Raw genomic sequence first — 23,983 nt, forward strand, 5'->3', positions numbered from 1 at the left:
CTATCGGGGATCGCCATAAAATGCCATTTCCATCGCATGTGCAAAGGTACCGTTAGACCAGGTTGTACTCACCGAAAGGCGGATATAACGCACTTTTGGGTTGGCTAGCGGGAAGTTGAAGCTTACCCCTGCTTTTACGAAATCGTTATCGGCTGTTGTATGCGCTACAGGGGTTGCGCCTGATGGTGGATTAGGATAGTTATAATTACCCATATTGATCCAGTCGCCAATTACAGTACCTTCTGGTGCCGATAAAGGAAGCTGTGCATCACGCGGAGCAACAGCATCAGAGCCCCATACCGAGAATACTTTCGGATTTCCGTGTCCGTAAGCAAATTTATCACTTCCATCAGGCCTTTCCCATAAAATGAAACGGCTTAATTTCGCACTCACACCCAAACCAAAAGTGGCAATCGCAGGCATTGCTCCGCCTGGAGCGGTATGCCAACCGTTTGAGTTGCCATCAGTTTTCCCATCCCATAAATAAGGAAGATCCCAACCATAAGCAATTACACCATCAGTAGGGAGCCTGTATTGAAAAAACTTATTTCTATCCAACAGGGTTTCGAAGAAAGGAGTTATGGTTTTATAAGTCGTATCGGAAATATTCCCAAAATTATCAGTAACATAGTAACCGATTTTTTTAGGCACAGGAGCAAATCCCCTTACAGAATAAGCAATTACACCAGCTTTATCATAATGCTGATCAATTACATCAGAGGTATTGTTATCACTTAGGCCAAGCAAAATAATCCCCAGATTACTTTTCGCCGGATTTGTACCGCTGATTTTAATGCCGCCAAAATCAGGGTCAGCATTAATAGTGGGTTTTGCCAGCAAATATGGGGGAGTATCAGGATTAACCCTCACAACAACAGGATCCGATTTAACTTCTGCTCTGCTTACGGCATACAATGTAACATCATAGCCTTGTTTTTTAGCAAAGCCATCAACCATAATCGAATCAGAATAATAGCTGGATTTAGTTTCACGGGTGGTTACGCCATTTATTTTATACCTTGCCAGCACATACAAAAGGTTTTTAGAATCTGGCAAAGTATACGTGATATAGGCACCACCGTTAAAATTATCAACTTTAATATTGCTTACTACGCCAGGCTTAGTCATATCTGAAGAAGCAGGATCGTTATAATTTTCCATTTTTTTACAGGCAGTAATACCGGCCAAAACGGAAACGATAAGGGCGAGGTAAATACTGTTTTTAATATGTTTCATATCTTTAATCGTTTAAACTACCAGTAAGGATTTTGCACCAGATTAGGATTCACTACCAGATCATAACTTCTAATCGGCCACAAATAATCTTTTAAGCCGAAAACGGGAATAAATTGTGTAGTTGGACGATAATAATTAATGGCTTCGGCATTATTAATGCTCCAACCTTGTATAGGCGCCGTTAAAACTGCCTGAAGTTCTTTCCATCTTCTTAAATCCCAGCCACTCTGGCCTTCAAAACATAGCTCAATTCTCCTCTCCTGGTGTATAATCTGCCTTAAGCCATCTTTGGTATTAAATTTATTCGGATTTTTAGAAAAGTTTGTCCATGCGGATTGTACTCCCTGTAAACCAGCCCTTTGCCTAACTTTATCTATATAAGTAAATACCTCTGCAGTCGGCCCATTTACTTCATTTAGTGCCTCTGCATAAAGTAAGTACAAACCAGCCAGCCTGATTAAAGGGAGGCGGAACGAAGATGGCTGAAAGCCGTCGTCATAAACCGAAGCATAACTAACCAGTTTTTTTGGCCAATACCCAGTAATGTTCAGCCTGATGTTATCGCTTGGCGCCGCAAGTCCGCTTCCCCTTGCAGAAACATAATACAATGGATTAACCGGATCGTCCTGGTTATTCCTGCCATTGCCGAACCAGATACTTCCGTCGAAAGCCATGTCTGCATAAAAGCGTGTCTCTCGTGCAAAGTGGCCTTTGATGGTTTCATACCCCTGTTTAATGTAATAACGACTGGCATTATCACCTGTTTTAACCGTGTTCCTACCCGCGTAATCCCACGTTTTATCTTCACTGATCGGCACACCATTAACGGTATAAAAAATTTCTTGCGTACTTATCGGAGCAGAAAAGGTAGAGGGGTTAGAAAAGTTGTTTACAGCCGATTTTGCCGTAAGCCTTGGTGTAGCAAACCCCTGATAGTTAAACTCCGGGTTTGAGGCCCAGATAATTTCCGAATTCAGTTCCCATTTTTCGGTAACGGCATTCTGTACATCCAACTCTCTTTTTAACGAATCAGATAGTTTACCTACTGTGGTTGGTGATTGAAAGGTGTATAATTTAACACCCTGTGTTTCTGCCGCAGTAATAGCCACCTTGGCCGCATCGGCCGCTTTCTTCCATTTCTGCGCATCATAAGCAGCCGGAAATAAACTCAGGCCATCTTTGTCTTTAAAACTGATATAATCAGGATTACCATTAAAAAGCGGACTCGCTGCTGTTGCTAAAACATCAGCCTTAACCGAAAGTGCAATAACACTTGTTACCCTGCCTAATTCTGTTGCCTGACTGCTGATCGCAGCAGGTAAACCGGGGATAGCTTCATCCAATAAGGAAACTATATAATCAACCGTTTCGTCAACCGGTGCTCTTTTTACACGCACTTCATCCGTACTGCTATTAATGGCCAGGTTGGTTTTAATTAACGGTATAGGCCCATACATTTTAAAAAGTACATAATGATAATAGGCTTTTAAAAATTTGGTTTCAGCAATCCAACGCTGTTTTTCGGCAGCACCCAAATCAATCGGTTTATCAATATTTTCGAGCATGATATTACAGATCCGGATTGAACGCCAAAGGCTATAGCTACCTTCACTGCCATCCCATGCATTCAATCCAGGGTTAGCGGCAGTTTGTGTCCCCCTAAGCAGGTTGAAGCCTGTGGGGTTAAAACCCTGATAATTATCAAGTGTATTCGAATAGATAAGTTCGGATGAAGTGGTAAAACCGGGATTTGAAGCCACATCGTTCATGCGCTGCAGGTATGCGTAGCAGGAATATAAATAATTTTCGGCCTCATTCCTGTTCCTGAAAGCATAATCGAGTGTACCCAGGTTATCAGGTGTGATATCAAGGTACTTTTTACAGGATACAACAGTGAACAACACCATCATGATGCAACCGAGTGTAAAATATGTTTTTATCTTTTTCATTATAGGGTTACGTTAAGACCAACATTGAATACCTTTTGGATTGGATAGGCAAATCCGTTTCCGCCTTGTTCAGGATCCCACATTTTAAATGGACTCCAGGTTACCAGATTTAAGCCATTAAAATAAATGCGGCAAGAATTAAGCTTGATTTTACTGGAGATGCGCTGAGGAAGGGTGTAGCCCAGTTCAACTGATTTTAGTCTCAATAAACGGCCGTTTCTCATCCACCATGTACTGGTTTGCGCATTGTTTTCGAGATCTGCCGCATTTACTGCCAATCTTGGATAAAGCGCATAAAGGTTCTGGTTTTCAGGCGACCAATGGTTGTCGGAAAAATCTTTAAGCAATTGTGTATTGCCATAAATATATTGTTGGTTGCTCGGCACAAAAGGGCTCACTTTAGTTGGATCAATAAAAAACGTCATCCTATCCTGTCCGGTAAAAAATGCTGAAAGATCGAAACCTTTATATGAAGAACTGAAACCAAAACCATACACTATTTCCGGTGATTGTGGAAAACCAATGTAGGCTTTATCAGCATCGTCAATTTTACCATCATTATTTAAGTCGCGGTATTTGATGTCGCCAGCTCTTGGCGGTTTGCCACCGGTTGAGAAAATCTGGGTAGGCGAATTCTGTACCTCCTTATCATCTACAAATAAGCGTTCGGCAATGTAACCGTAATTTCTGCTGATCGGCTGCCCTGTAGTATAACGGTACGCTTCAGCCCATTGAGGCTCCTCGTAATTGATGTATTTGTTTTTGGCAAAAGTTAAGTTAGAACGTACCGCAAAAGAAAAGGCATTTACATTAAATTTATAATCGAGTGATAGATCAATACCTCTTGATCTGGCCTTGCCAATATTTGCGCCGATATCTGGTGAGCCAGTATTGGGATCAATAGCCTCCAAGCCCAATGTACTAGGTACATTTTTACGGATCATATAAATATTATAACGATCGTTATTATATACTTCTGCAATAATATTCATGTTTTTAAAGAGCGTAGCCTCCAAAGCCAGGTTTGTTTGCCGAGAGGTTTCCCAGGTAATATCAGTGTTTTCGTAACTATTAATATACACACCAGGACGCGTAACCCCACCATTATAACCAAATTGGGCATAATTGCCGCCACCATTTAAGTTTACGTCAGATTGATAAAAAAAGCGTTGCGATCCGATGGCATCGTTACCTACAAGGCCAAAACTTCCTCTCAGTTTTAAGCGGTTAACTACATTGGCGATTCCACCTGTCCAGAATTTCTCGTTCGAAACAATCCACCCTGCACCTATGGTTGGAAAAAAACCAAAGCGGTGGTTCTCTGAAAATCTTTCCGATCCGTTATAGCCAAAATTTGTCTCTAAAAAGTAACGGCTTTTGTATGAATAAGTTAAACGTCCTGCCAAACCTAAATTACGGTAGGGAAGCGAATATTGTAAAGTGCGGACATTCGTTTTAGGATCTTTGGCATTATTATACAGGTTTTGCTGAGCAGTACCAATCAGTGCACCGCTAAAGGTATGATTCTGCCCGAAAGTATGGTCGTAGTTCACAGAAGCCTGTCCGTAAAGGAAAGTGCTGATATTCGGATCGCCAGGATAATAGCTTAAGTATTCCTGGGCGATATTGGGTGCCCCACTCGTTACCGATGAGTTTAACCAGTTTAACACATAAGTGTTGCTTGCTTTATCATATGAGCCAACATTGTAGTAAAATGGTGAGTAAGCCATCGACGAATCAAAATAAGAATACCTATTGGTACTAAAAATCGATTTGAACGAAAGACCCTCGGTAAAAAAATCGAGCTTCTGGTTAAGTTCCAATTGTGCCGACATCCGCGATTCCGTTGAGTTTTTATGTCCACGAAGCAATGCAGCATAAGGGTTATTGTATAAAATACTGTTTACCCCCGTACCACCTGTGTTTCCGAATAAAATATGCTGTGCGTTTTGATTCGCAGCATCAGCAGGAAAATAAGCGGGAAATAAAACCGGACTGGTGTGCACCGCAATATTATAAAGATCGGTAGAAAAACCTCCATCAGTAGCCAAGGGGCCATTGTATTCGCTAAAATTACCAGATAAACGCACCACCAGTTCAGTAGTTTTGCCTAAATCAATATTGATGTTGGAACGTAACTGGTAATTACGGAATTTCACATTATTGTAGTTATTGTTCCGGTCATCCTGGTTAAGCACACCGTTATCCAGGTTGTAAGAACCTGCAATGTAATATCTGGCTACACCACCACCGCCGCTTACGCTCATGTTGGCACGCTGTGTGTTGGTTCGTTTTTTGAACAAAAGTCCTAACCAATCAACCGCTGGATAAACGTATTCATTATAACCAGGGCTTTTATTAATTGTAGCCTGTGTATTGATAATCTGATTAGGTGTAAATTTAGGATCCATTCCCCTACCAACCGAAGCTTCATTGAACAGTCTCATATAGGTAATCGGATCAGCAAGTTCCAGGTTCTGGGTCGATTGCGAAGAAGAATTTTCCAATCGGAAACTGATTTTAGCCTTACCTTCTTTACCAGATTTGGTAGCGACCAAAATAACGCCATTTGCCCCCCTGGCACCATACAAGGCTGTAGCACTGGCATCTTTCAGGATCGAAAAACTTTCGATATCATCAACCTGTAAACGTGCAAGATCAGAACTGGTTAACTCAACATTATCGATCAGGATAAGGGGATCCTGTTTATAACCGAAAGTTGTTACCCCACGGATGAAGAACTGTGAGTTATCCTGTCCGGGTTGACCGCTGCGCTGATAACCAATTACACCTGCTATCTGACCAGAAAGTGCATTGGTTAAATTGCTGGAAGGTATTTTAAGGTTGCCCACTTTTACCGTGGTAACTGAACCTACTAAAGCTTCTTTACGCTGTTTTTGCCCCAAAGCAGTAATCACTACCTCTTCAGACAGCATATTTTCTTCGGTTAACCTGACGTTGATTACATTGGCCGTACCAACAGTTATTCTTTGCTCTCTGTAACCTACATAAGAAAACCGAAGTACCTCGCCGGACGCTACATCAAGCACAAACTTTCCGTTATTATCGGTCTGTGTACCTACGTTAACCTTATTCACTACCGCTACGGTTACGCCGGGCAGCCCGGCCCCTAATGTATCGGTAACCTTACCCGTAATGGTTTTCCTTACAGCCTGGGAATATCCCTTTTCGGGCAGTAAAATCAGTAAAAATACAAGCAGCGAACCTATCGTTATCAATGCGTTTTTTACCCTGTCAGACACCAAAAAGTGCCCGTAAAACAAAAATAATTGCTTCATTTGCTAATCAGCTTTTAAATGATGAATTAAAAAATTGTAGATAGATGTTGATCGGCAGGAATTATGCCTGCTCGAGATCATGTAAACCTGCCGTCCATGCTTTAACTTCAGAAAGAAGGGTTTGCATTGCTGCACAATAAATGGTAAAATTTCTCATATTTCAGGATTATTTGGTTAATGAAAACTAGTTCAGCTATAGGAATGGTTCAATGTTGTTCATTTCCATTTAAGAACAATACGAATTAAACGGCCGCAGATCAACTATACTATCCTATACTATCCTAGTATTTTCGGATGCAATTATAAAACAAAATATTTAACAATCCAAATGGCATAACAAAAATATATAAGCAACTGAAATACAGCGCTAAGCAAGCAGATAAGGAGAGAAAATTAAAAAGACAAGTGCCATCATAAAAATGAGTATCACATGATAGTAGTATCTATTCTGCCAGGGAATAATCTCAATTTTATGATCAAGTACTAAATGGTAGGCATTTTGATTGGGGTATAATTTCGAAATGCCCAGCATCAATAAAACCGTAATGATGAATATGATGGCCAGGGTGTGAAGATAATGCAGATGAATAGAAAACACCCACTCGCTCATTACATAACAGCAAATAAAGAAAATCATCCCGATTTTTGCGGCAACGGGCGGCATCTTTTTTGTAATAAAACCAATAAAGATGATGGTAAAAATCGGCAGGCTAAAAATAGCACTGATTTTCTGCAGATACTCATAAAAGCCATGTTTGGAAAAAATAATAAAAGGCGCAAAAAACACCGCAAACAATGATACCGAAATCTGAAACAGGCGTCCGGTTCGCAGTAAACTTTTGTCAGTTAACAGACGTCCCTTTCTCTCCATAAAAGGCTTATATAAATTAAGCAAAAACAAGGTACTTGAACTGTTCAGGCCTGCATTAAAGGTGGTAATGGCCGCACCAAAAAGTACACAGGCTGATAAGCCCATTAAAACAGGTGGCAATACATCCTTAATCAATAAGGGAAAGACCTGGTTGGTATTGGTTAAAACCGGATATAAATGAACCGCAATTAAACCGGGAATATTGATCAGCAAGGGGCAGAGTAATTTGGCGAAACAGGTTAATGCAATTCCTTTCTGGCCCTCCGCTAAACTTTTGGCCGCCAGTACCTGCTGAATAATATACTGCTCCATGCCCCAATAATAAAGATTTACAATGAGCATGCCGGTAAATAGCGTAGAAAAAGGAACGGCATCCTGATTACTGCCAATAGCATTGAGGTGTTCTTTTTTGGTAGAAAGCACCGTTGAAAGTCCGTTGAAAAAATCGCCTTGCCCCAGGTAACGTAATCCGTAATATGGCAACGCAATAATGAGTACCAACATGCCTGCACTCAACACCGTATCAGAAATGGTAATGGCCTTAAAACCACCCAAAATGGTATAAATGGAACCAATTAATCCCATTATCCATACAAATATCCAGATACTCTCCCAATAAGAAAGGTGAAAACGGGAAAGATCGATCAGGTTGCTAAAGGCAACTGCACCACCGTAAAGTACCGAGGGCAGCAGGTTAATGATATAACTGAAAAGAAAAATCACCGAAACGAGTGTTTTGGTCTGTTTATCGTAACGTTTCTCCAGGAAATCGGGAATGGTGCGGATACCGGTTTTAAAATAAATGGGAATGAAAAATTCTGAAACAATAATCATAGCCAGAATAGATGAAATCCCCCAGCCAATTACCGACATGTTATTGATGTAAACCGATTCGTTTTCACCGATAAACTGATTGGCGCTGATGTTGCTGAAAAATAATGAAGCACCAATAATAATGAAGCCGTTGGTTCGGTTGGCAAAGAAAAAACCATTGACGGTTGACCGCTGCGCCTTCCGGGTTTTGAGGTAAGAAATCATGGCGGCCAATACCGTGAACAAGATAAAACTGATAATGGCTAAGGTTCCCACGGGATGGTATTAAAGTGAATTCCTTCTGATCAGTTTATTCTCCATTACCTGCTTAATGGGCTTGAGACTAAGTACAAATTCGGCAGCCAGGCGGCCCATGTGTGCAAAATCTATAGAAAAGGTGGTAATCCCATCAAAAATAATCTCTTTAACATTATCATCATTGTGTGAAAGGATCCCCAGATCCCTGCCCACTTTTAGCCCTTTTACCTTGGTATCCTTTAACATTTCCCAAAGTTCGAGGTTGTGTATGGTAAAATAAACCTTATCGGGTGCGATACTCCCGGCCTCGTAACTGTTTTTAACTACCCCGTTAATGTTAAATTCCTTAATAAAGCGCTTAAAAGAAGTCAATACTTCGCTGGGTTCGGCAGATGAAGGTTTAAAAAAGAACACAAATTCTGAAAAATCCTTAATTCTTGGTGCCAGTTCTAAAAAAGCATTGTAAGAAGCCTTTTCAAATTCCTGAACAATGTAGGAATATTCACCTTTCAGTTTTACATAACGGTCAACGATCAACAGTTTTTCTTTTGGCAACTGCTCCAGTACATCTTTAGCCTCTTTACTTTCTATTGGTGCAATTACATATAAGCCGTATTGCCCCTTATTGCTGTTGATAATCGATTCGAAAACATTAAAATTATTATGGTGGAAATATACATCAACCTGGATGTTATCGCCTAAATGATTACGGAAATTTTGGTAAAAAGTTTCCTGAAAGGTATCAAAAGCGTAAATCAGTAAACATACTTTAAGGTGCTGTTCGGTATCATCAGTGGCTACAAAATAGCCCATCCTATTTTTAGATTCTAAAATACCCCTGTTAATCAGATCTTTATACGCTTTACCAATGGTTTCTTTGGCAAAGCCGGTTTCGCGCATCATTTCATTAACCGAAGGCAACATATCGCCTTTGGTAATTAATTTATGATTAAGGCTATTGATAATTCCCTGTACAAGCTGTTCGTGTTTCGAGAAAGAATTTATGATGCTCAAATCTTTAATTTCATTGAACAGCTTTTCCTTATTCATGTAGCGATATTTGGTTTAATCGATTTATAAGCAGTTAATTTGTCCGAAATATATAAATTTAATGGAGATAATTGATAAAAATTTAAGAATGATCGCCCTTTCTACTTTATTGTTATCATTAGCTGCTTCACCAACAGAAATTATTTAAGCATCAGTGATGTGCCACATAGTAACATCCGGCAGTACCTAAACTACAGTTATTTGGCATTGGTTAAAACTTTTAACGACGTCAAAATGTTATTTTAGAAAACAGAAAAGAACATGGGAATTTTAAGAACAGCCATCATTGGCGCAGCAGTGTATGCAGGCGTAAAATATATCACGAAAAAAGATCCAGTTACCGGACAATCAATCGTTGACGAATTATTAGATCGTGCACCACAGTGGGCCGACAAAGCAAAAGGTTATACAGAAGACCTGAAAAGCAGGGTAAGTAACGCCGCTGAAGATTTGGCGAGATGAATACCTGAGAAAAATAAGGAGCCCGAAGAGGCGAAATATTTATTTCTCTGATCAACAAAAAAGTCCCGATTTGAAACCGGGACTTTTTTGTTTTAGTATCAGATTGTAAAATCCGACACCCAGATCGGGTGAGATTTTGGGATTAAAAAGCATCAAACCAAAGTTTGGTGGTTAATAAGTCTGCTCCCTGACTGCTCACCGCATTTTTATAATTCTGCCCGTTTAACGATTGCTCTGTTCCGGGATAGATAAAACGTACAGGAATTTTACCATTCAAAACCGTATTTACAGAGGCCGTTAACTGTGGATAATCTAACCTTCTCTGCTCTGCCCAGGCTTCTAATCCCTGACCAAATAATGCTATCCATTTTTGCTCCCCAATTGATTTTTTATAATTGGCAGCATCATAAACTACTCCAGATTGCCTGATGTAATCTTCAACTACAGTTCCACCAACATTATACTGTAAAAAAGATGCCCTGATGGCCTGCTTGTATAAATCTTCAGCATCTTCGGCAGTGAAACCTCTTGCTGCTGCCTCTGCCCTATCAAAAAGCAATTCTGCATAACTAAAAATTACCGCCGGAGCCTTGGCATCTAAAAAGTAAGCGCCAGGTTTAGAAGAATTTGCCAAACCTATTGCACTTGCTTCAGAGTTGGTAGAACCATTTGGAATCCCCACATAAACCTGCGGCGTAACGTTTTCCGTTTTACTGGCATAAAGGGGTAACCTTGGGTCGCTCAGGGAAAACAGTTTATCAACAATGGTCTTACTGATCCGGTAATCATTTCTGGTTTCGAACGAAGCGGCTACCGGGTTCTGCTGAGGCGATACATCATATTTAAATATGGCATTTTCTGAATTGCTGCTGATGTATGCACCGCCTTCTGCCTGTATTTCATCAATCACCTGTTTGGCTTTAGATGGATCTTTATCTGCAATACGCAAGGCAATACGAAGCCTCAATGAATTGGTAAACTTTTTCCATGAGGCAATATTGTTGCTATAAATCACATCACCGGCAATCACCTTTCCTGCAGGGTCTAGAGCCGCTTGCGCCGATTTCAAATCGCTTAAAATACCATAATAAACATCCTTTTGTTTATCGTAAACCGGGGTAACAAACTGTTTTATTTTCCCTGCCTGCGAGTAGGGAACATCGCCATAAGCATCCGTAAGCAATAGAAATGTCCATGATCTTAAGATAAGTGCAACACCTTTATAGTTCGAATTTCCCTGTGCATCTCCCAGTTCGATAATTTTATTAAAACCGGCAATACTTTGGGCATAACCTGTTGACCATAGTGCGGTAAAACTACTGTTTGAATAAATAAAACGGTCTTCTTCTGTATACTGCACCTTGGCCCATTGCTGCGCAAAAAGCAAACTGGAATTCATGTTATTGGCTACGCCCCAATAGGTATCTGCTGTTGCCTTTGTAGTTCCGGTAAGCAGATAATCTGGCTGCGTAATTTCTGGTGCATTGGGGTTAATATTCACCTCATCCAGCTCTTTTTTGCATGATACAAAGGCAATTGCCAAAATGGCCAGTATATATATATATTTATTTTTCATGATGGAAATATTTTAAAATTTAACATTGAGGTTGATACCATAACTGCGGGTACTTGGATTTGATAAGCTCTCTAAACCCTGACCATTACCAGTATTAAAGGCCACTTCCGGGTCGATATCGACGGTATTGCGATGGATAATCCACAGGTTACGGCCAACAAGTGATACCGAAACGCCTTGTAAACTTAACGGACGCAGCCATTTGGCAGGCAGGTTATAGCTTAATTTCACCTCACGGAGTTTTACATAAGATGCATCGAAAATATTTGCTTCATCTATGTTTCTAAAGGTTTTGTAATACTGTTGAGCGGGCAATATCTTCTCATTACGCTTGCCATCAGCGGTTACGCCATCAAAAATAATCCCGTCATCATACACCGTAACACCTGCAGGGGCGGTTCCAGTTACCCTTACTGTTCCATTGGCTTTATTGTTATCTGGATAATAATAGGAAATACCGCCATATTCAGCTGCCCTTCCGGGAAGTGTGGAAGCCAAAACGCCGGTATAAGTTCCTGTGGCGTAAGTTCCATTGTAAATAGAACCGCCAAAACTGGCATCAACCAATACACCTAAACTGATACCTTTATAACTAAAAGTATTGTAAACGCCCCCAATCCAATCTGGTGTGTATTTGCCCAACACCTGCTTGGTTGGATTTGTAGCCGGCGCACCCGTAGCGTTAACAATGATGTTGCCATTGCCATCTCTCAAAAAAGCTGTCCCGAACAACGATCCATAGGGCTGACCAACCGTTGCAATTACCTGGGCCGAATTTGTGGCCACTACATAATTGGTCAGCAGTTTTTCAGCATCGAGTTCAATTACCCTACTTCTGTTTGCCGCAAAATTGAAATCTACATCCCAGGTAAAGGCTTTTTTAACAGGGGTGATGCCTAATTGTGCTTCAATACCTTTGTTGTTGATTTTACCGGCATTAAGCAATTTAGAGCTAAAACCTGTACTCTGACTTACATCAGCAGCTAAAATCTGGTTGTAACTATTGGTATTGTAAGCACTGAAATCAAAACGTAATCTTTTATTGAAGAAAACCGCTTCAAGCCCAAGTTCTGTAGAAGTAGTAGTTTCTGGCTTTAAGTTAGGATTCAGGTCTATAGAACCTGTGGTAAGCTGAGGATTGCCATAAAACGGCGCACTAAATACATAAGTGTTGATTAAACGGTAAGGATCTGCATCTTTACCCACTTTAGACCAACCACCACGTATTTTTAAATAGTTAAGGGCTTCGCTTTTGATATCAAAAGCTTCTGTGGCCACAAAACTGCCGTTAAATGAGGGATAAAAATATGACCTGTTCTGTGCAGGCAAAGTAGACGACCAATCGTTACGTGCCGTTATGTTGGCAAAAAGGTAATTCCTGAAGCCGATCTGTCCGGAAGCATAAACACTATACGATTTTAAGCGCGATAAATTATTGGATGAAACCAGGGGATCGCGGGAGTTTTTCAGGTTGTAGAGCCCTGCAATAGCCAGTTTAGGTGCGCTCTGGTCGTTTTGCTCGATGTATTGCCTGCGGATATTGCCACCTCCCAATAATTCTAAGCTAAAATCTTCATTTAATTGTTTGTTAAAGTTTAAGGTTGCATCGGTGTTATTTTCGTTTACGGTAAAGGCACTTTCGGTATAAGAACCAAAAGGTGTTCCATTGGTACCATAGGCGATTCTAACCTTACGCCTGTCATTGTAGTAATCCGTTCCGGATCTGAAATTGAAATCAAGTCCATCGATAATTTTATAATTAAGCGCTAAACTTCCAATAATCCGGTTACGGTTTTGCGACACCGTATTTTCATAAGCTACCCAATATGGATTGCTATAATAGCTATTGTTCCAGTTAAACGTTTTTCCGTTTTCATCTAAATAATTTTTCAGCTGATTAATATCTACCTGACGGCCAAACCAGGTAAATTGCAACATGGTACTGGTTGATCTTGAACCGCCTGTACCCGGCAAATTATCCGAACTCAACTTGCTGTAATTTGCATTAGCCGTTAAAGTTAGTTTTGGTGTTATTTTTAAAGAAGTATTTAATACGAATGAATTTTTGCCCTGTCCGGAATTAGGCACAATCCCAACTTGTTTAAGGTTATTGTAGGAGATCCGGTAATCATATTTCTCGCCTGCATCTGCAACAGATATACTATTATTAAGCGAATACCCTGTTTGAAAGAAATCGCGAACATTATCAGGATGGGCTACGAACGGAACCGCTACACCTTTTGAAAAAAACTGTGGAATTAATCTGCCGTCCATTTTTGGTCCCCAGCTCTCATCTACCCCATCATTAATGCCCTTACCAGCACCATCCACATAACTGAATTTACCTTCCGATCCCTGTCCAAAAGCATTTTGATAAACCGGCAGGGTAAGCAAAGTTTCCAGTACGGCATTGGAGTTAACCTCAATGCCCAATCCTTTTTTTGATTTACCAGTTTTAGTTTTGATAAGAATTACCCCTGCGGCAGCCCTCGAACCGTATAATGCAGCCGCATTTGGCCCTTTTAATACACTGATTGTTTCTATATCTTGCGGATTGATATCTGAAATGGCATTTGCATAATCCCTTGCACCTGCAGAATTCAATTGCGAATTATCTACAGGAATTCCATCAACCACAAATAAGGGCTGGTTATTTCCAGCTATAGAGGTTTCCCCTCTGATGACCACACGGGATGACCCCATGCTCCCCTGGCTATTGGTTACCCTTACACCCGCAATTTTTCCAGCCAGTGCATTGACCAGATTGGACTCTTTAGCTTCAGACAAATCCTGCCCTTTTAACTCCTGAACAGCATAACCGAGTGATTTTTTCTCTCTGGAAATGCCTAAAGCTGTCACCACAACTTCATCTAACGCATTATCGCTTGATTGAAGAATGACCGAAATTGGCCCGTTTTTGCTGATCTGTATCTCCTGGGTTTTAAAACCGATATATGAAAACACTAATGTGCCCTTTTCGGGTACACTAATGCTAAAGGCACCATTGCCATCACTAATGGTAGTTAGTTTAGTGTTTTTTATAAGGATGGATACGCCTGGGAGTGTCTCGCCATCTGCCGACTTCACCGTTCCTGTTATGGTGGCATTTTGAGCAAATAGCTGCTGTGTAATAACAAGCAGCAAGATAAATGCTATTGATTTAAAATTAGTAAACATGTGTGGGTAATTAATGATTAGATTAAGGATAAAATTTGGGCAAAACAATTCCACCACGGCTAAAAACCGTGTTTTATTAAAGAATAATAAAGAGTGGTTAGATCAAAAGCCTGTTAAAGTAGCGTTACTTTAACAGGGCATACGCATTCGAAAATATGCATTAGGCTTTGAACCAATGGATTTTAATTCGTCTGTTTTTTTCATATCAATGGTTTTCTATAAAACATATTACCTATCAAAAGCAGCATTGGGGTTAAAAAAAAAGCACCCCTTAAGTCAGAAGTGCTCCGTATATTTTAGATAAGGATAACAAACAACTGACTTAACTACCCCAGATTCATCCGGGATGGAATTAGCACCATTTCTAAAAATTAGATGGTTGCTAAGGCTTCACAGGGCCATTCCCTCCGCCTTTCTTGATAAGTATTTTAAAATAACTGGGGCAAAGGTATAATTAATTCCATTTATCCTATAGTTTTTATAGATATTTATTAAAATATTTTTTCTTTGCCTATTCCAATCCGTATATTTGTCGACTAAATTAGTAGATTAACATATATCCCAATGAGTATAAAAACCTTATTAACTGCCGCACTGGCCATATCAACCTCCATAACCTTTGCTCAGGATCAGGCAGTTTTAGCCAATAACCAACAGGCAAAGGCCAAAGAAAAAAAAACAAAGGCATTCGTTGCGCTGGGCAACTGGCGCGGTGTGGCGAAAGTAAAGGAGGGGCTTGAAATTCCTTTCAATTTTGAGATCAATGAAAAAGGCGGTCAGCAGAAATTGTATTTCCGCAATGCGGAAGAAAGTTTTGAAGGTGGTGTGGTCAAACAAACAGCCGATTCAATTTTTGTTAAACTGGATCAGTTTGATAACGAACTGGCATTTGCAATAGATGGAGATCGGTTAACAGGAGCTTTACGCAAACAGGATAAATCCGGAAAACCATTAATCATTAATGCCGAACGCAAAAACTATCGTTTTGAAGCAGATAGACCTGCATCAGCCGACTATTCAGGAAGTTATGATGTAATTTTTACAGCTCCAAGTGGCAAAGAAGAAAAAACAGTAGGCCTGTTTAAACAAATAGGAAACAAACTAACCGGAACTTTCCTGCGTGTAACAGGTGATTCTCGCTATCTTGAAGGTATTGTAGAGGGCAATGGATTTCAGCTTTCGAGTTTCATCGGCTCCTCTCCTGCTTACTACAAAGGAACTTTCGGGGCAGATGGTACTTTAAAGGGCGAGGTTTTAAGCGCAAGAGGCAGCCAGCCTTTTAGCGGGAACAAAAATAAAGATGCAGCCCTGCCTGATCCTTATCAGCTCACCTACCTGAAAAAGGGATACAAAACACTCGATTTCAGTTTCCCTGATGTAAATGGTAAAAAGATTTCCTTAAAAGATGAAAAATACAAAAACAAAGTAGTGATTTTAACCATTACCGGAAGTTGGTGTCCTAACTGCGTTGATGAAGCTACTTTTATGGCGCCATGGTATAAAAAGAATAAAAACCGCGGCGTAGAAATTATCGGTTTGCATTACGAGCGTTCTACTGAACCTGAATATGCAAAAAAAGTAATGGGCCGTTTCCGTGAACGATTTGGTATCGAATACGATCAGGTTTTGGCCGGAACAGCCGATAAACAGGCAGTATCTGAATCATTGCCTGCACTTGATTCTTTTTTATCTTTCCCAACCACCATTATAATCGATAAACAGGGAAATGTGGCCCAAATCCATACGGGTTTTAATGGCCCCGCCACCGGTAAATTTTACGATGAATTTGTGAAAGAATTCAATACTGAAATTGATTTGCTGTTGAAGAAATAAGTATCGTAACTCGCTTCCTATATGTCATTCTGAACGAAGTAAAAAATCTTTTACACAAAGGTTAAATATCGGTCGGTGAGGCACCGACCAATAGAATAAGCATAGTCTTTCATAGCGTTAACCGTATACATAGCCCCGGGCGAAGCGGCATCCCTGAAGCGCAGCGTAAGGTTATGGCGGAGAACGGGAACGAACGTTAATCGTTGCTGATGACACTGCGCTCCAAAAAAGCATTTTTTTTCCTTTTTTGGAAAGCAGGTGCAGTACCTTTCGGTTCCGGCAGCCCTTCTTTTCGCTTCTATCTTTTTGTGAACGTAATCGTGTAATGATAAGCTCTGCAACAAAAAGGATAGCCGCTGCAAAAAGGTTTATTTAACAAAGGTCTTTACAGGAAACAAAATAACGTTTCATACTTTATTGGTTTGTTCTTAGCACTAACCGCATTTTTAGCCCCGGGCGAAGCGGCATCCCTGAAGCGCAGCGTAAGGATATAGCTAAGCACGGGAAGAATCTTTAATCGTCGCGAATGGCCCTGCGCTCCAAAAAATGTATGATTTAGTCATTGGTCCGTGAGACACCAGCTAATAGAAAAATTTAAATGAAGGTCCTTCGACAGGCTCAGGATAACAGTTTCAGTCATTTAATACAGGCTATCTCACATGCTTTAAAACAAACTCAACAATTGTTTTCTTTGGAACCACAACTGTAGACGTGCGGCTGAACCTGGCAATATTGATTCCGTAAAAATGACCTTTCCAATCAAAAACAGGCGATCCACAATCGCTGGCTAGAATAGCGGCATCATGTGTGAAAATAGCATTGAGACCATCTCTTCGCTCTGATTTCCCTCCTTCAAATTTGTCTGCCGGGTGATTGGAAAGGGATTGTCCCCTTCCGTCAAGCTTGAATGTTTTGCTCATTTTGCCAGATGCATTCGCCCATTCGAAGGTAACTTCATCACCTGCCCAATATTTTAAGATTTCGGGCGCAAATTCATTCGCTTTTCTAATCATTTTTCCATTAATGCTGATGAGTTCATCGCCAACTTTAATCCCTGCTCTTTCTGCCGGGCTACCTTCTTTAATTAAGGAAAACTGTACAGGACTAGAATTGTATACCACCATGGCGCCTAAATAAGGCTGACTATTTATTTTTGGCAAGTTAAATAGCTTACTACCTAAAACACTGCGCATTACCTTGCCAGCGGGAGTCATACTATAAAGCAGCTTACCCATTTCTATTTTAAGGGTATCTGCATTGGCGAGATTTAAATCAATTCCTCCGTTTATATGCTGTTCAAGCGCAAATAAGGCCAAATCATTTTCCTGATCTTTTCCAACGAGCTTAATAGGAATTCTGGTTCCACTCATCTCATATTTTGCCTCTTCGCCAGCCATCGTATTTTTACTCAGCAAAAACTGTTTTTTAATGCCGCCCGCTGTTTTAACATTTAACAAACAGGCATCAATTTGCTGCTGTTGTCCGTTAAATACGCTTGTGATAAGGAAGCAGGCATTTATAAGTTTCGGATTACCAAAATCAGGATGTAAGGCTTTTTGTCTACTTTCTTTCTGCAATTGCGGAGACAAAGAATCGACTTCAACAAAATTCGTTTCTGCAGGAAAAGAAGTGAAAAGCATTTCGCTTTTCAGGGCTGTCCAATAACGGCGATAGAGATCAACAGGAATTTCAAAATTCATATCTTCTGAAACATCAATGGCGCTGTGCAGCCCGATTACGCGGCCATGATAATCAAACAAAGGTCCGCCGGAATCACCCGGTTCCATTTTACAGGTGGAGCGGATAAAACCATATTCATTTTTCACTTCTGCAACATGGCCCAATCTTAAGGTTGGCAGGGCCTGGTTCAGGCTTTCCGGATAAGAAATACCGATGCAAGGTTCATTTTTGATTAAACTAGCCGAATATCCCATCTCCGCAAACGGATAGGTACCTTTATCGGTAATTTTCATCAGACCGACATCGGGAATCCCCGGGCTTTTTTTATTCTCTATTTTACCCAGTGCTATTGCGATGCATTCCTTTCCAGACGGAAAAAAAACTTTATAATTTTTACCTGGCAAAATGGTGTGTGCAGCCGTCAGGATGTAACCGTCTGCACTTACTACCACGCCGCTAAACTGTGCACTTGTTCTTTGGTTCTGCTGTACATCAAAACCCCACATCCGCACGCTGGCCGGGTATGCTTTTTTAACTGCCCGGGTAATGGTACACTGAAATTTCGCTACCTGCTTCTTTTGGGCAATAACGTTTAGGCTAAACAGCAACCCGAAGGTTGCTGTTATGGCCGTTAGATAGTTATTCATTATTTTTTATGATTTTGGGCGGTGGCTTAGTTGAAAATTTCAGCAAGCTTTTTGTTTAATGGTTCGCCACGAAGACCATTTCCGATAATCTTGCCCTGTGCATCTACCAGAAAACTGGCAGGTACTGCACGTACTCCATACAAACGGCCCACTTCGTTGTTCCAGCCTTTCAGGTCAGAGACGTGGATCCAGTCTAAACCGTCTTTTTCTATCGCTTCCAGCCAATTCTCTTTCACATGATCCAATGAAACCGAAATAATCTCAAAGCCCTTATCTTTATAAGTTTGATATTGCTTCACCAGGTTCGGATTTTCTGCCCTGCATGGACTGCACCAGCTTGCCCAGAATTCAACCAATACCACTTTTCCTTTAAAACTGGCTAACGAAACGGGCTTGCCAACCACATTGTTCTGGGTAAAAAGAGGTGCTGGATTTCCAATAGCAGTGATGCCACTTGCGGCCATGCGCTGTGCCAATTCTTTACCCATATCAGTTTCACGGTATTCTTTGTTTAATGCATTAAAAATCGGTTGAACTTTGGCCACATCTACCTTGCTTCCTGCTGCTTCTGAAAGTGCCACCAACGCGAAATAGGACGTTGGATGTTCTTTAGCAAATTGAAACTGTTTGTCGGTTCTGTTCTGAATATTTTTTCTGAAACGCAGATCTACCGCTTTCATATAGGTGGTATCTTTCTGCTGCTCGGGCGTTCCTTTGTTAAAATCGATATTAACCGCTTTGGTAAGCGCCATAATGGTACCGCCAATGGCTTTATTATAGGCGTCGTATTCCTGGTATACCTTTGAACCCGTAAAAACAGCATTATCTAAAGAATCTTTCGACCTAATGTTAACCTGCTCTTTCCCAAAGTAAAAGTAAATCACGTCACCCGTATAAACGGCCTTGTTTTTACCCGCACCAGTATGATCCAGGGCCATGCGGGCATAGGCATTACCTGAAATATGTCCGGAAAATTTGAAACTTCCGTTAACAAGCGCCACGGAATCTTCATGACTGACACCATTATCCATATAATCGATATAGGCTTTTGCCGGTGCACCGAGCGTTCCTATTTTTCCGGTTAAACTGAAGTTTGGCGTTTGCGCCCAGCTCAAAGCTGGGCATAAAAGGGCTAGTAAAATTATTTTTATATTGTTCATTTGTATTTTTTTTAAGGTTATAATTTCATGAGGCTGCGCATTACCTGTAATTCAATCTAATTTGTCACGTTGAGCTTAGCCTGTGCTGAGCTTGACGAAGTATCGAAACGTTTTCAAATGACATTTTAAACCGTTCCTTAGACAAGCTCAGGACGACAATTCTAAAGATAGGACAGCCTCATTGATCAAGATTATTTTCTAATTGCGATATCTACAGGAGCGCCTGGAATACCTTCAATTTTTTTAATCAATGCTCCGTTCATTCCTGTTGCTATATTCAAAAAAGTAACGGTTTCTTCTGTTCCTACCATTAAGCTTTCTTCATCTTCGCTAAGTTTTAACATCGAAATTGTTTTTCCGGCAAAACTGGTCACCAGTTCCCTTAACTCTTCGTTTACGGGATTATATCGATAAACTTTGCTGCCATTGGCCATGTAGATAACGCCATTTTTGGCGCCACTCCATTTGGTGTTTTCATTAATCAAGTCCTGGCGTACAAATAAGCGCTTATGTTGCGGGGTAAAGGTAAATGGCCCATTAAACTGGACGTTAAACTTGAGTTCATAGATTTTACCATCTGTTCCTTTGCAATAAGCAAAACAATCAGCGTTGTTAAGTTGCTCCAAATGAACCAGGTCCATCCCCACATTCAGCGGATCAAAAACACTGGTAGTTATTGAATATTGGGTACCAAAATACACAGGCGCGCCATACAGATTGATCCGCACAAATTGTTTTCTGTTACGGTCAAATCCGATAAAATAAGTGGCTGACTGAGTGAAACTCATCACAAAAGATGGAGCAAGTTCATAATCACCATCAGCAGGTAAACCGAACATGCCGTAAGTAGCTGCCTGATCCCAGGTGCTGGTGGTACCCCCATAAAATTTACCATTCACAACCCCCATCATTACGCCTTGCGGATGCGAAATTAGTGACCCCACTTGCAAATTATCTGGTGGCGTAAAGAAATTATCCTTTAAAGTATTTGGATATTTTGGATCCTCCTGCATGGTATTGGGCTCCAGCCTGATGCCGCCGTTTTTGGTAATGATCCAGTAACCTAACAAAGTACCGCCGGTAAATGTATTCCTTAGCAGGAACAAATTGGTAGGGTTTGGTGGCAAATCTTTACCCTGCATGGCACGGTACAAACGCGCCTGTACAATACCATCTGGCTTTACAAACGAAAACTGGGTGATTCCATTTTCAATGCTTAACACGGTTGTGCCTTTAGCAAATTCAGTTCCCCCGTCAATATAAAATTTATGGAAATACTTCATCCCGTTTGCTTTGTTGTAAACGGTAAGGCGGGCAGGATACCTTTTGGCCTGCAAACCGAAAATGATCCTTAACGCAGGGCCGGTATATAAAACATCATTCCCCTCAATTACGCTAATTCTCCATTGAAGCTCTACATTTGCTGCATCAACACCTGCTATTTTGGGTTTGATGATTAAGCTGTCGCCAACATTAGCGGTGTAAACAGAATCGAGGTTGGCCACTTCAGGCGCTATCGGCATATCGATATCGTAATTGCCCAGATCTTTATGACATGCGGCTAAAGAAAGTACACCAATGATAAGGATGATTAATTTTTTCATGTTCATGTTCTTCGAATTAAATAACCTCATTGCCATTTTCATCTATAAAATAATATTTACCGTTCTGCATGTTTTTTCTTAAAAGCGTTTTTTTAGCCGGATTGCTCTTATTGTAGAAGTAATAGCTATTGGTATCGCCTGGGGTCACTTCTTCGATAACATAACCTTTGGTGGCATTTTTAGCTACCCAGTTAAATGGATTGTTTAACATGGTGGTCAATAAACCGATATAATACAGGTTTTTCGGGGCATCAAGTCCATCGGTAGTAAGAGAAGTCTGCGCTGTTACCAGAATAAACAATTCGTGTTTGGTTCTTGAGTAAGGGGGTAACGGCCAGGTATCCCACCAGCCTGGTTTTTCCAATTTGGATGAGAATACTACTTTGGCCCTGATTAAGTAAGGGTTTTCGATACCCAGATCCGCCGTTCCGGTTAGTTTGATCAGTATTGAAACCGATCTGTTTTCCAGTTGCCGGTCTTTATTATAAATCACCACCGGAATATAACCTGTTCCTTTATTCGGAAGAATAGAATATTGCGGTTTCAAAACCTCATAATGTAAGCCCGGCGTAGCGGTAGAAGAATCGGCCTCTACGCGCGCACTGAATTTGCGATCTGCATTGGTTCTGATGCCAGATAGGCGTACCGGCAGCCATACGGTATCCTGCGCCAGTGTAGGGTTATAAGCAAATGTTCTTACGATGCTGTCTTTATCTCCGTTATAAATATCGAAGTACACATTTGCGCTATGATCGAAACGCATTTCTTCTGCTTTCTTGCAGGAAGCCAGACAAATGATTGCGAATATTAATATGTATATTTTCATAATTTTCGATTAATAAAAATTCAAATTGTTTTACCTTCCTCCATAAACCACCTCATCGTTAGGGAGAGGAAGTACGAAAATGTTATCGGAAGCCGGAATGATTACCCCGGTCTGGCCAACAATACCCCTGTTTAGCCTTTTATACATGTAAAACAACTGGCCTTCTGCCAACCATTCCTTACGTGCATCTTTCAGCAGCTCTTTTAATAGGTCTTCTTCACTATTGATGGATAAAGGATCGCCAATCTGTCTTGCTTCGCGAACCTGCTTAAGGTAATTTACAGCTTCGGTTGGATTACCTGCATATGAACATTCGGCGGCGATATAATACATTTCACTAAGCCTGATGGCAGGAGCCATCAAATAATGAAGGTTTGCATTTGCTTCAGCGCTTAGCGGATTTCGACGGTATTTAATAATATCATAAGATCGTGATGATTGGTTCGAGGTAGCAGACAACCAATATTTATAACGCGAGTCGCTTGCGCCAGCGGTAGCCTTTTCATAAATATAATCCGCAGCATCTTCAATCAGGTAAAAGCCTCGTGTACCACTTTGAAACCAATTGTCTTTGATTTCTTTTGCGGCGCCCGGTATATACCATCCAAAAACAAGTTCCTTGTAAAGAATACGGTCTTTTTTGGAATCTTCGAATGCCTCAAAATCACTCTTTGCCGTCCAGGGGAATTTTTTGGAGTTAATTACTTCTTTTGCATTCTGTAAGGCTTTAACTTTATCCTGTTTATAAAGATATACCCGGGCAAGCGTACCACATACTGCAAAATAATTTAAACGGTGCCTTCTGTTCTGTAAAAACAGACTTGGGTTGCGCTCTTCCGTATTTTTGAGTGTATCCGTAACTAAAGGATAGTTTACAATATATCCGGCACTGCGAATCGGATCGGCCGTTAACAATTGTTTAGCCTGCTCCAGATCTTTAATAATGAGATCAATCGTTTCTGATACAGTTGAAACTGGCGTAATCTCTTTGGTATATTTATTTGCATACGGAATGCCTTTAGCGGTGGGATTTCTAAGGTAAGAAGGCGCAAAAAGACGTAATAAGTCGAAGTGCAGATAAGCCCGTAAAGCAAGCGCCTCTCCTTTTATAATGGCATAATTACTGCCGCTAAAAATGTTCTTTTTTGCATCCACGTTTTCCAGAATCAGGTTACAGTTTACAATTGCATTGTATAAACCAGCCCAAATTTTGTCCTTCCGTTTAATAAATTCGCCATGTTTATAGTTGTACAGCGAGGTTTGCCTGTAATCCTGACCATCATCACGCATCGAAAAATTTTGTGCCAGTACTTCGGTTGTACCAAAGGTAAGTTCCTTGCCATACAAATCTGATTCTGTACTGCGGTTGTATACGCCGTTTATGGCTTCCATAAAACCACTTTCGGTACTGAATAAAATGGGTGCCGCGATTTCTGATTCCGGCTCAACTTCCAGCCATTTTTTGCAGGAGCTCGCTAATCCTGCTATTACGATGAGGCAGATCAACAATCTAATCTTCATATTTTTATATTTTAAATCCGT

Annotated in this window: 14 protein-coding genes and 1 riboswitch; of the genes, 2 read left to right on the top strand and 12 right to left on the bottom strand. The window is 40.7% G+C overall.

The window, feature by feature from the left end; genetic code table 11:
- From ACIQXP_RS06210 to ACIQXP_RS06230, 5 genes are all read right to left on the bottom strand, one after another.
- Positions 1-1,236 carry a DUF5000 domain-containing lipoprotein gene (locus ACIQXP_RS06210; RefSeq protein ID WP_293741141.1) on the bottom strand — a complete coding sequence of 412 codons (1,236 nt, stop codon included), beginning with the start codon at positions 1,234-1,236 and terminating at the stop codon, positions 1-3.
- Positions 1,237-1,253: 17 nt separating this feature from the next.
- Entirely contained in the window at positions 1,254-3,185 is a 1,932-nt protein-coding gene (locus tag ACIQXP_RS06215; RefSeq protein WP_293741142.1) for a RagB/SusD family nutrient uptake outer membrane protein, read from the bottom strand.
- Positions 3,185-6,484 (bottom strand): SusC/RagA family TonB-linked outer membrane protein, encoded by a 3,300-nt coding sequence (locus tag ACIQXP_RS06220; RefSeq protein WP_387505092.1) that lies wholly within the window; start codon positions 6,482-6,484, stop codon positions 3,185-3,187. Before ACIQXP_RS06220 ends, ACIQXP_RS06215 begins: the two co-directional genes overlap by 1 nt.
- A 367-nt stretch (positions 6,485-6,851) precedes the next feature.
- Entirely contained in the window at positions 6,852-8,444 is a 1,593-nt protein-coding gene (locus tag ACIQXP_RS06225) for a solute:sodium symporter family transporter (protein ID WP_387505091.1), read from the bottom strand.
- Between the two features lie 9 nt (positions 8,445-8,453).
- Positions 8,454-9,476, bottom strand: coding sequence for a GntR family transcriptional regulator (locus ACIQXP_RS06230; protein WP_387505090.1), 1,023 nt, complete (start codon positions 9,474-9,476; stop codon positions 8,454-8,456).
- 261 nt (positions 9,477-9,737) lie between these two features.
- Here ACIQXP_RS06230 and ACIQXP_RS06235 point away from each other — a divergent pair, with 261 nt between their 5' ends.
- Positions 9,738-9,938: a YtxH domain-containing protein gene (locus ACIQXP_RS06235; protein WP_293741146.1), complete on the top strand. Its 201-nt coding sequence runs from the start codon at positions 9,738-9,740 to the stop codon at positions 9,936-9,938.
- 142 nt (positions 9,939-10,080) lie between these two features.
- Here the strand turns inward: ACIQXP_RS06235 and ACIQXP_RS06240 are convergent, their stop codons facing one another.
- Both ACIQXP_RS06240 and ACIQXP_RS06245 read right to left on the bottom strand, forming a co-directional pair.
- Positions 10,081-11,514 carry a SusD/RagB family nutrient-binding outer membrane lipoprotein gene (locus tag ACIQXP_RS06240; RefSeq protein ID WP_387505089.1) on the bottom strand — a complete coding sequence of 478 codons (1,434 nt, stop codon included), beginning with the start codon at positions 11,512-11,514 and terminating at the stop codon, positions 10,081-10,083.
- A 12-nt stretch (positions 11,515-11,526) separates the two neighbouring features.
- Positions 11,527-14,691 (bottom strand): SusC/RagA family TonB-linked outer membrane protein, encoded by a 3,165-nt coding sequence (locus ACIQXP_RS06245; protein ID WP_387505088.1) that lies wholly within the window; start codon positions 14,689-14,691, stop codon positions 11,527-11,529.
- Positions 14,692-15,010: 319 nt separating this feature from the next.
- Positions 15,011-15,117, bottom strand: a riboswitch (SAM riboswitch).
- A 138-nt stretch (positions 15,118-15,255) separates the two neighbouring features.
- On the opposite strand from ACIQXP_RS06245, the gene ACIQXP_RS06250 reads away from it, so the two are divergent.
- A complete protein-coding gene (locus tag ACIQXP_RS06250) occupies positions 15,256-16,524 on the top strand; it encodes a peroxiredoxin family protein (protein ID WP_387505087.1) in 1,269 nt (422 codons plus the stop codon).
- Positions 16,525-17,174: 650 nt separating this feature from the next.
- On the opposite strand, the gene ACIQXP_RS06255 is transcribed toward ACIQXP_RS06250, so the two are convergent.
- The 5 genes from ACIQXP_RS06255 to ACIQXP_RS06275 all read right to left on the bottom strand — a co-directional run bounded on the left by ACIQXP_RS06255 (position 17,175) and on the right by ACIQXP_RS06275 (position 23,962).
- Complete coding sequence (locus ACIQXP_RS06255; RefSeq protein WP_387505086.1) at positions 17,175-18,851, bottom strand: trypsin-like peptidase domain-containing protein; 1,677 nt, start codon at positions 18,849-18,851, stop codon at positions 17,175-17,177.
- Between the two features lie 26 nt (positions 18,852-18,877).
- Positions 18,878-20,011 carry a redoxin domain-containing protein gene (locus ACIQXP_RS06260; protein WP_387505085.1) on the bottom strand — a complete coding sequence of 378 codons (1,134 nt, stop codon included), beginning with the start codon at positions 20,009-20,011 and terminating at the stop codon, positions 18,878-18,880.
- A gap of 191 nt (positions 20,012-20,202) precedes the next feature.
- Positions 20,203-21,615: a PKD-like family lipoprotein gene (locus tag ACIQXP_RS06265; RefSeq protein WP_293741152.1), complete on the bottom strand. Its 1,413-nt coding sequence runs from the start codon at positions 21,613-21,615 to the stop codon at positions 20,203-20,205.
- 16 nt (positions 21,616-21,631) lie between these two features.
- Complete coding sequence (locus ACIQXP_RS06270; RefSeq protein WP_387505084.1) at positions 21,632-22,441, bottom strand: DUF4843 domain-containing protein; 810 nt, start codon at positions 22,439-22,441, stop codon at positions 21,632-21,634.
- A gap of 30 nt (positions 22,442-22,471) precedes the next feature.
- Positions 22,472-23,962 (bottom strand): RagB/SusD family nutrient uptake outer membrane protein, encoded by a 1,491-nt coding sequence (locus ACIQXP_RS06275; RefSeq protein WP_387505083.1) that lies wholly within the window; start codon positions 23,960-23,962, stop codon positions 22,472-22,474.
- Positions 23,963-23,983: the final 21 nt, after the last annotated feature.

The organism is Pedobacter suwonensis (assembly GCF_044762335.1).
Taxonomy (GTDB): Bacteria; Bacteroidota; Bacteroidia; order Sphingobacteriales; family Sphingobacteriaceae; genus Pedobacter.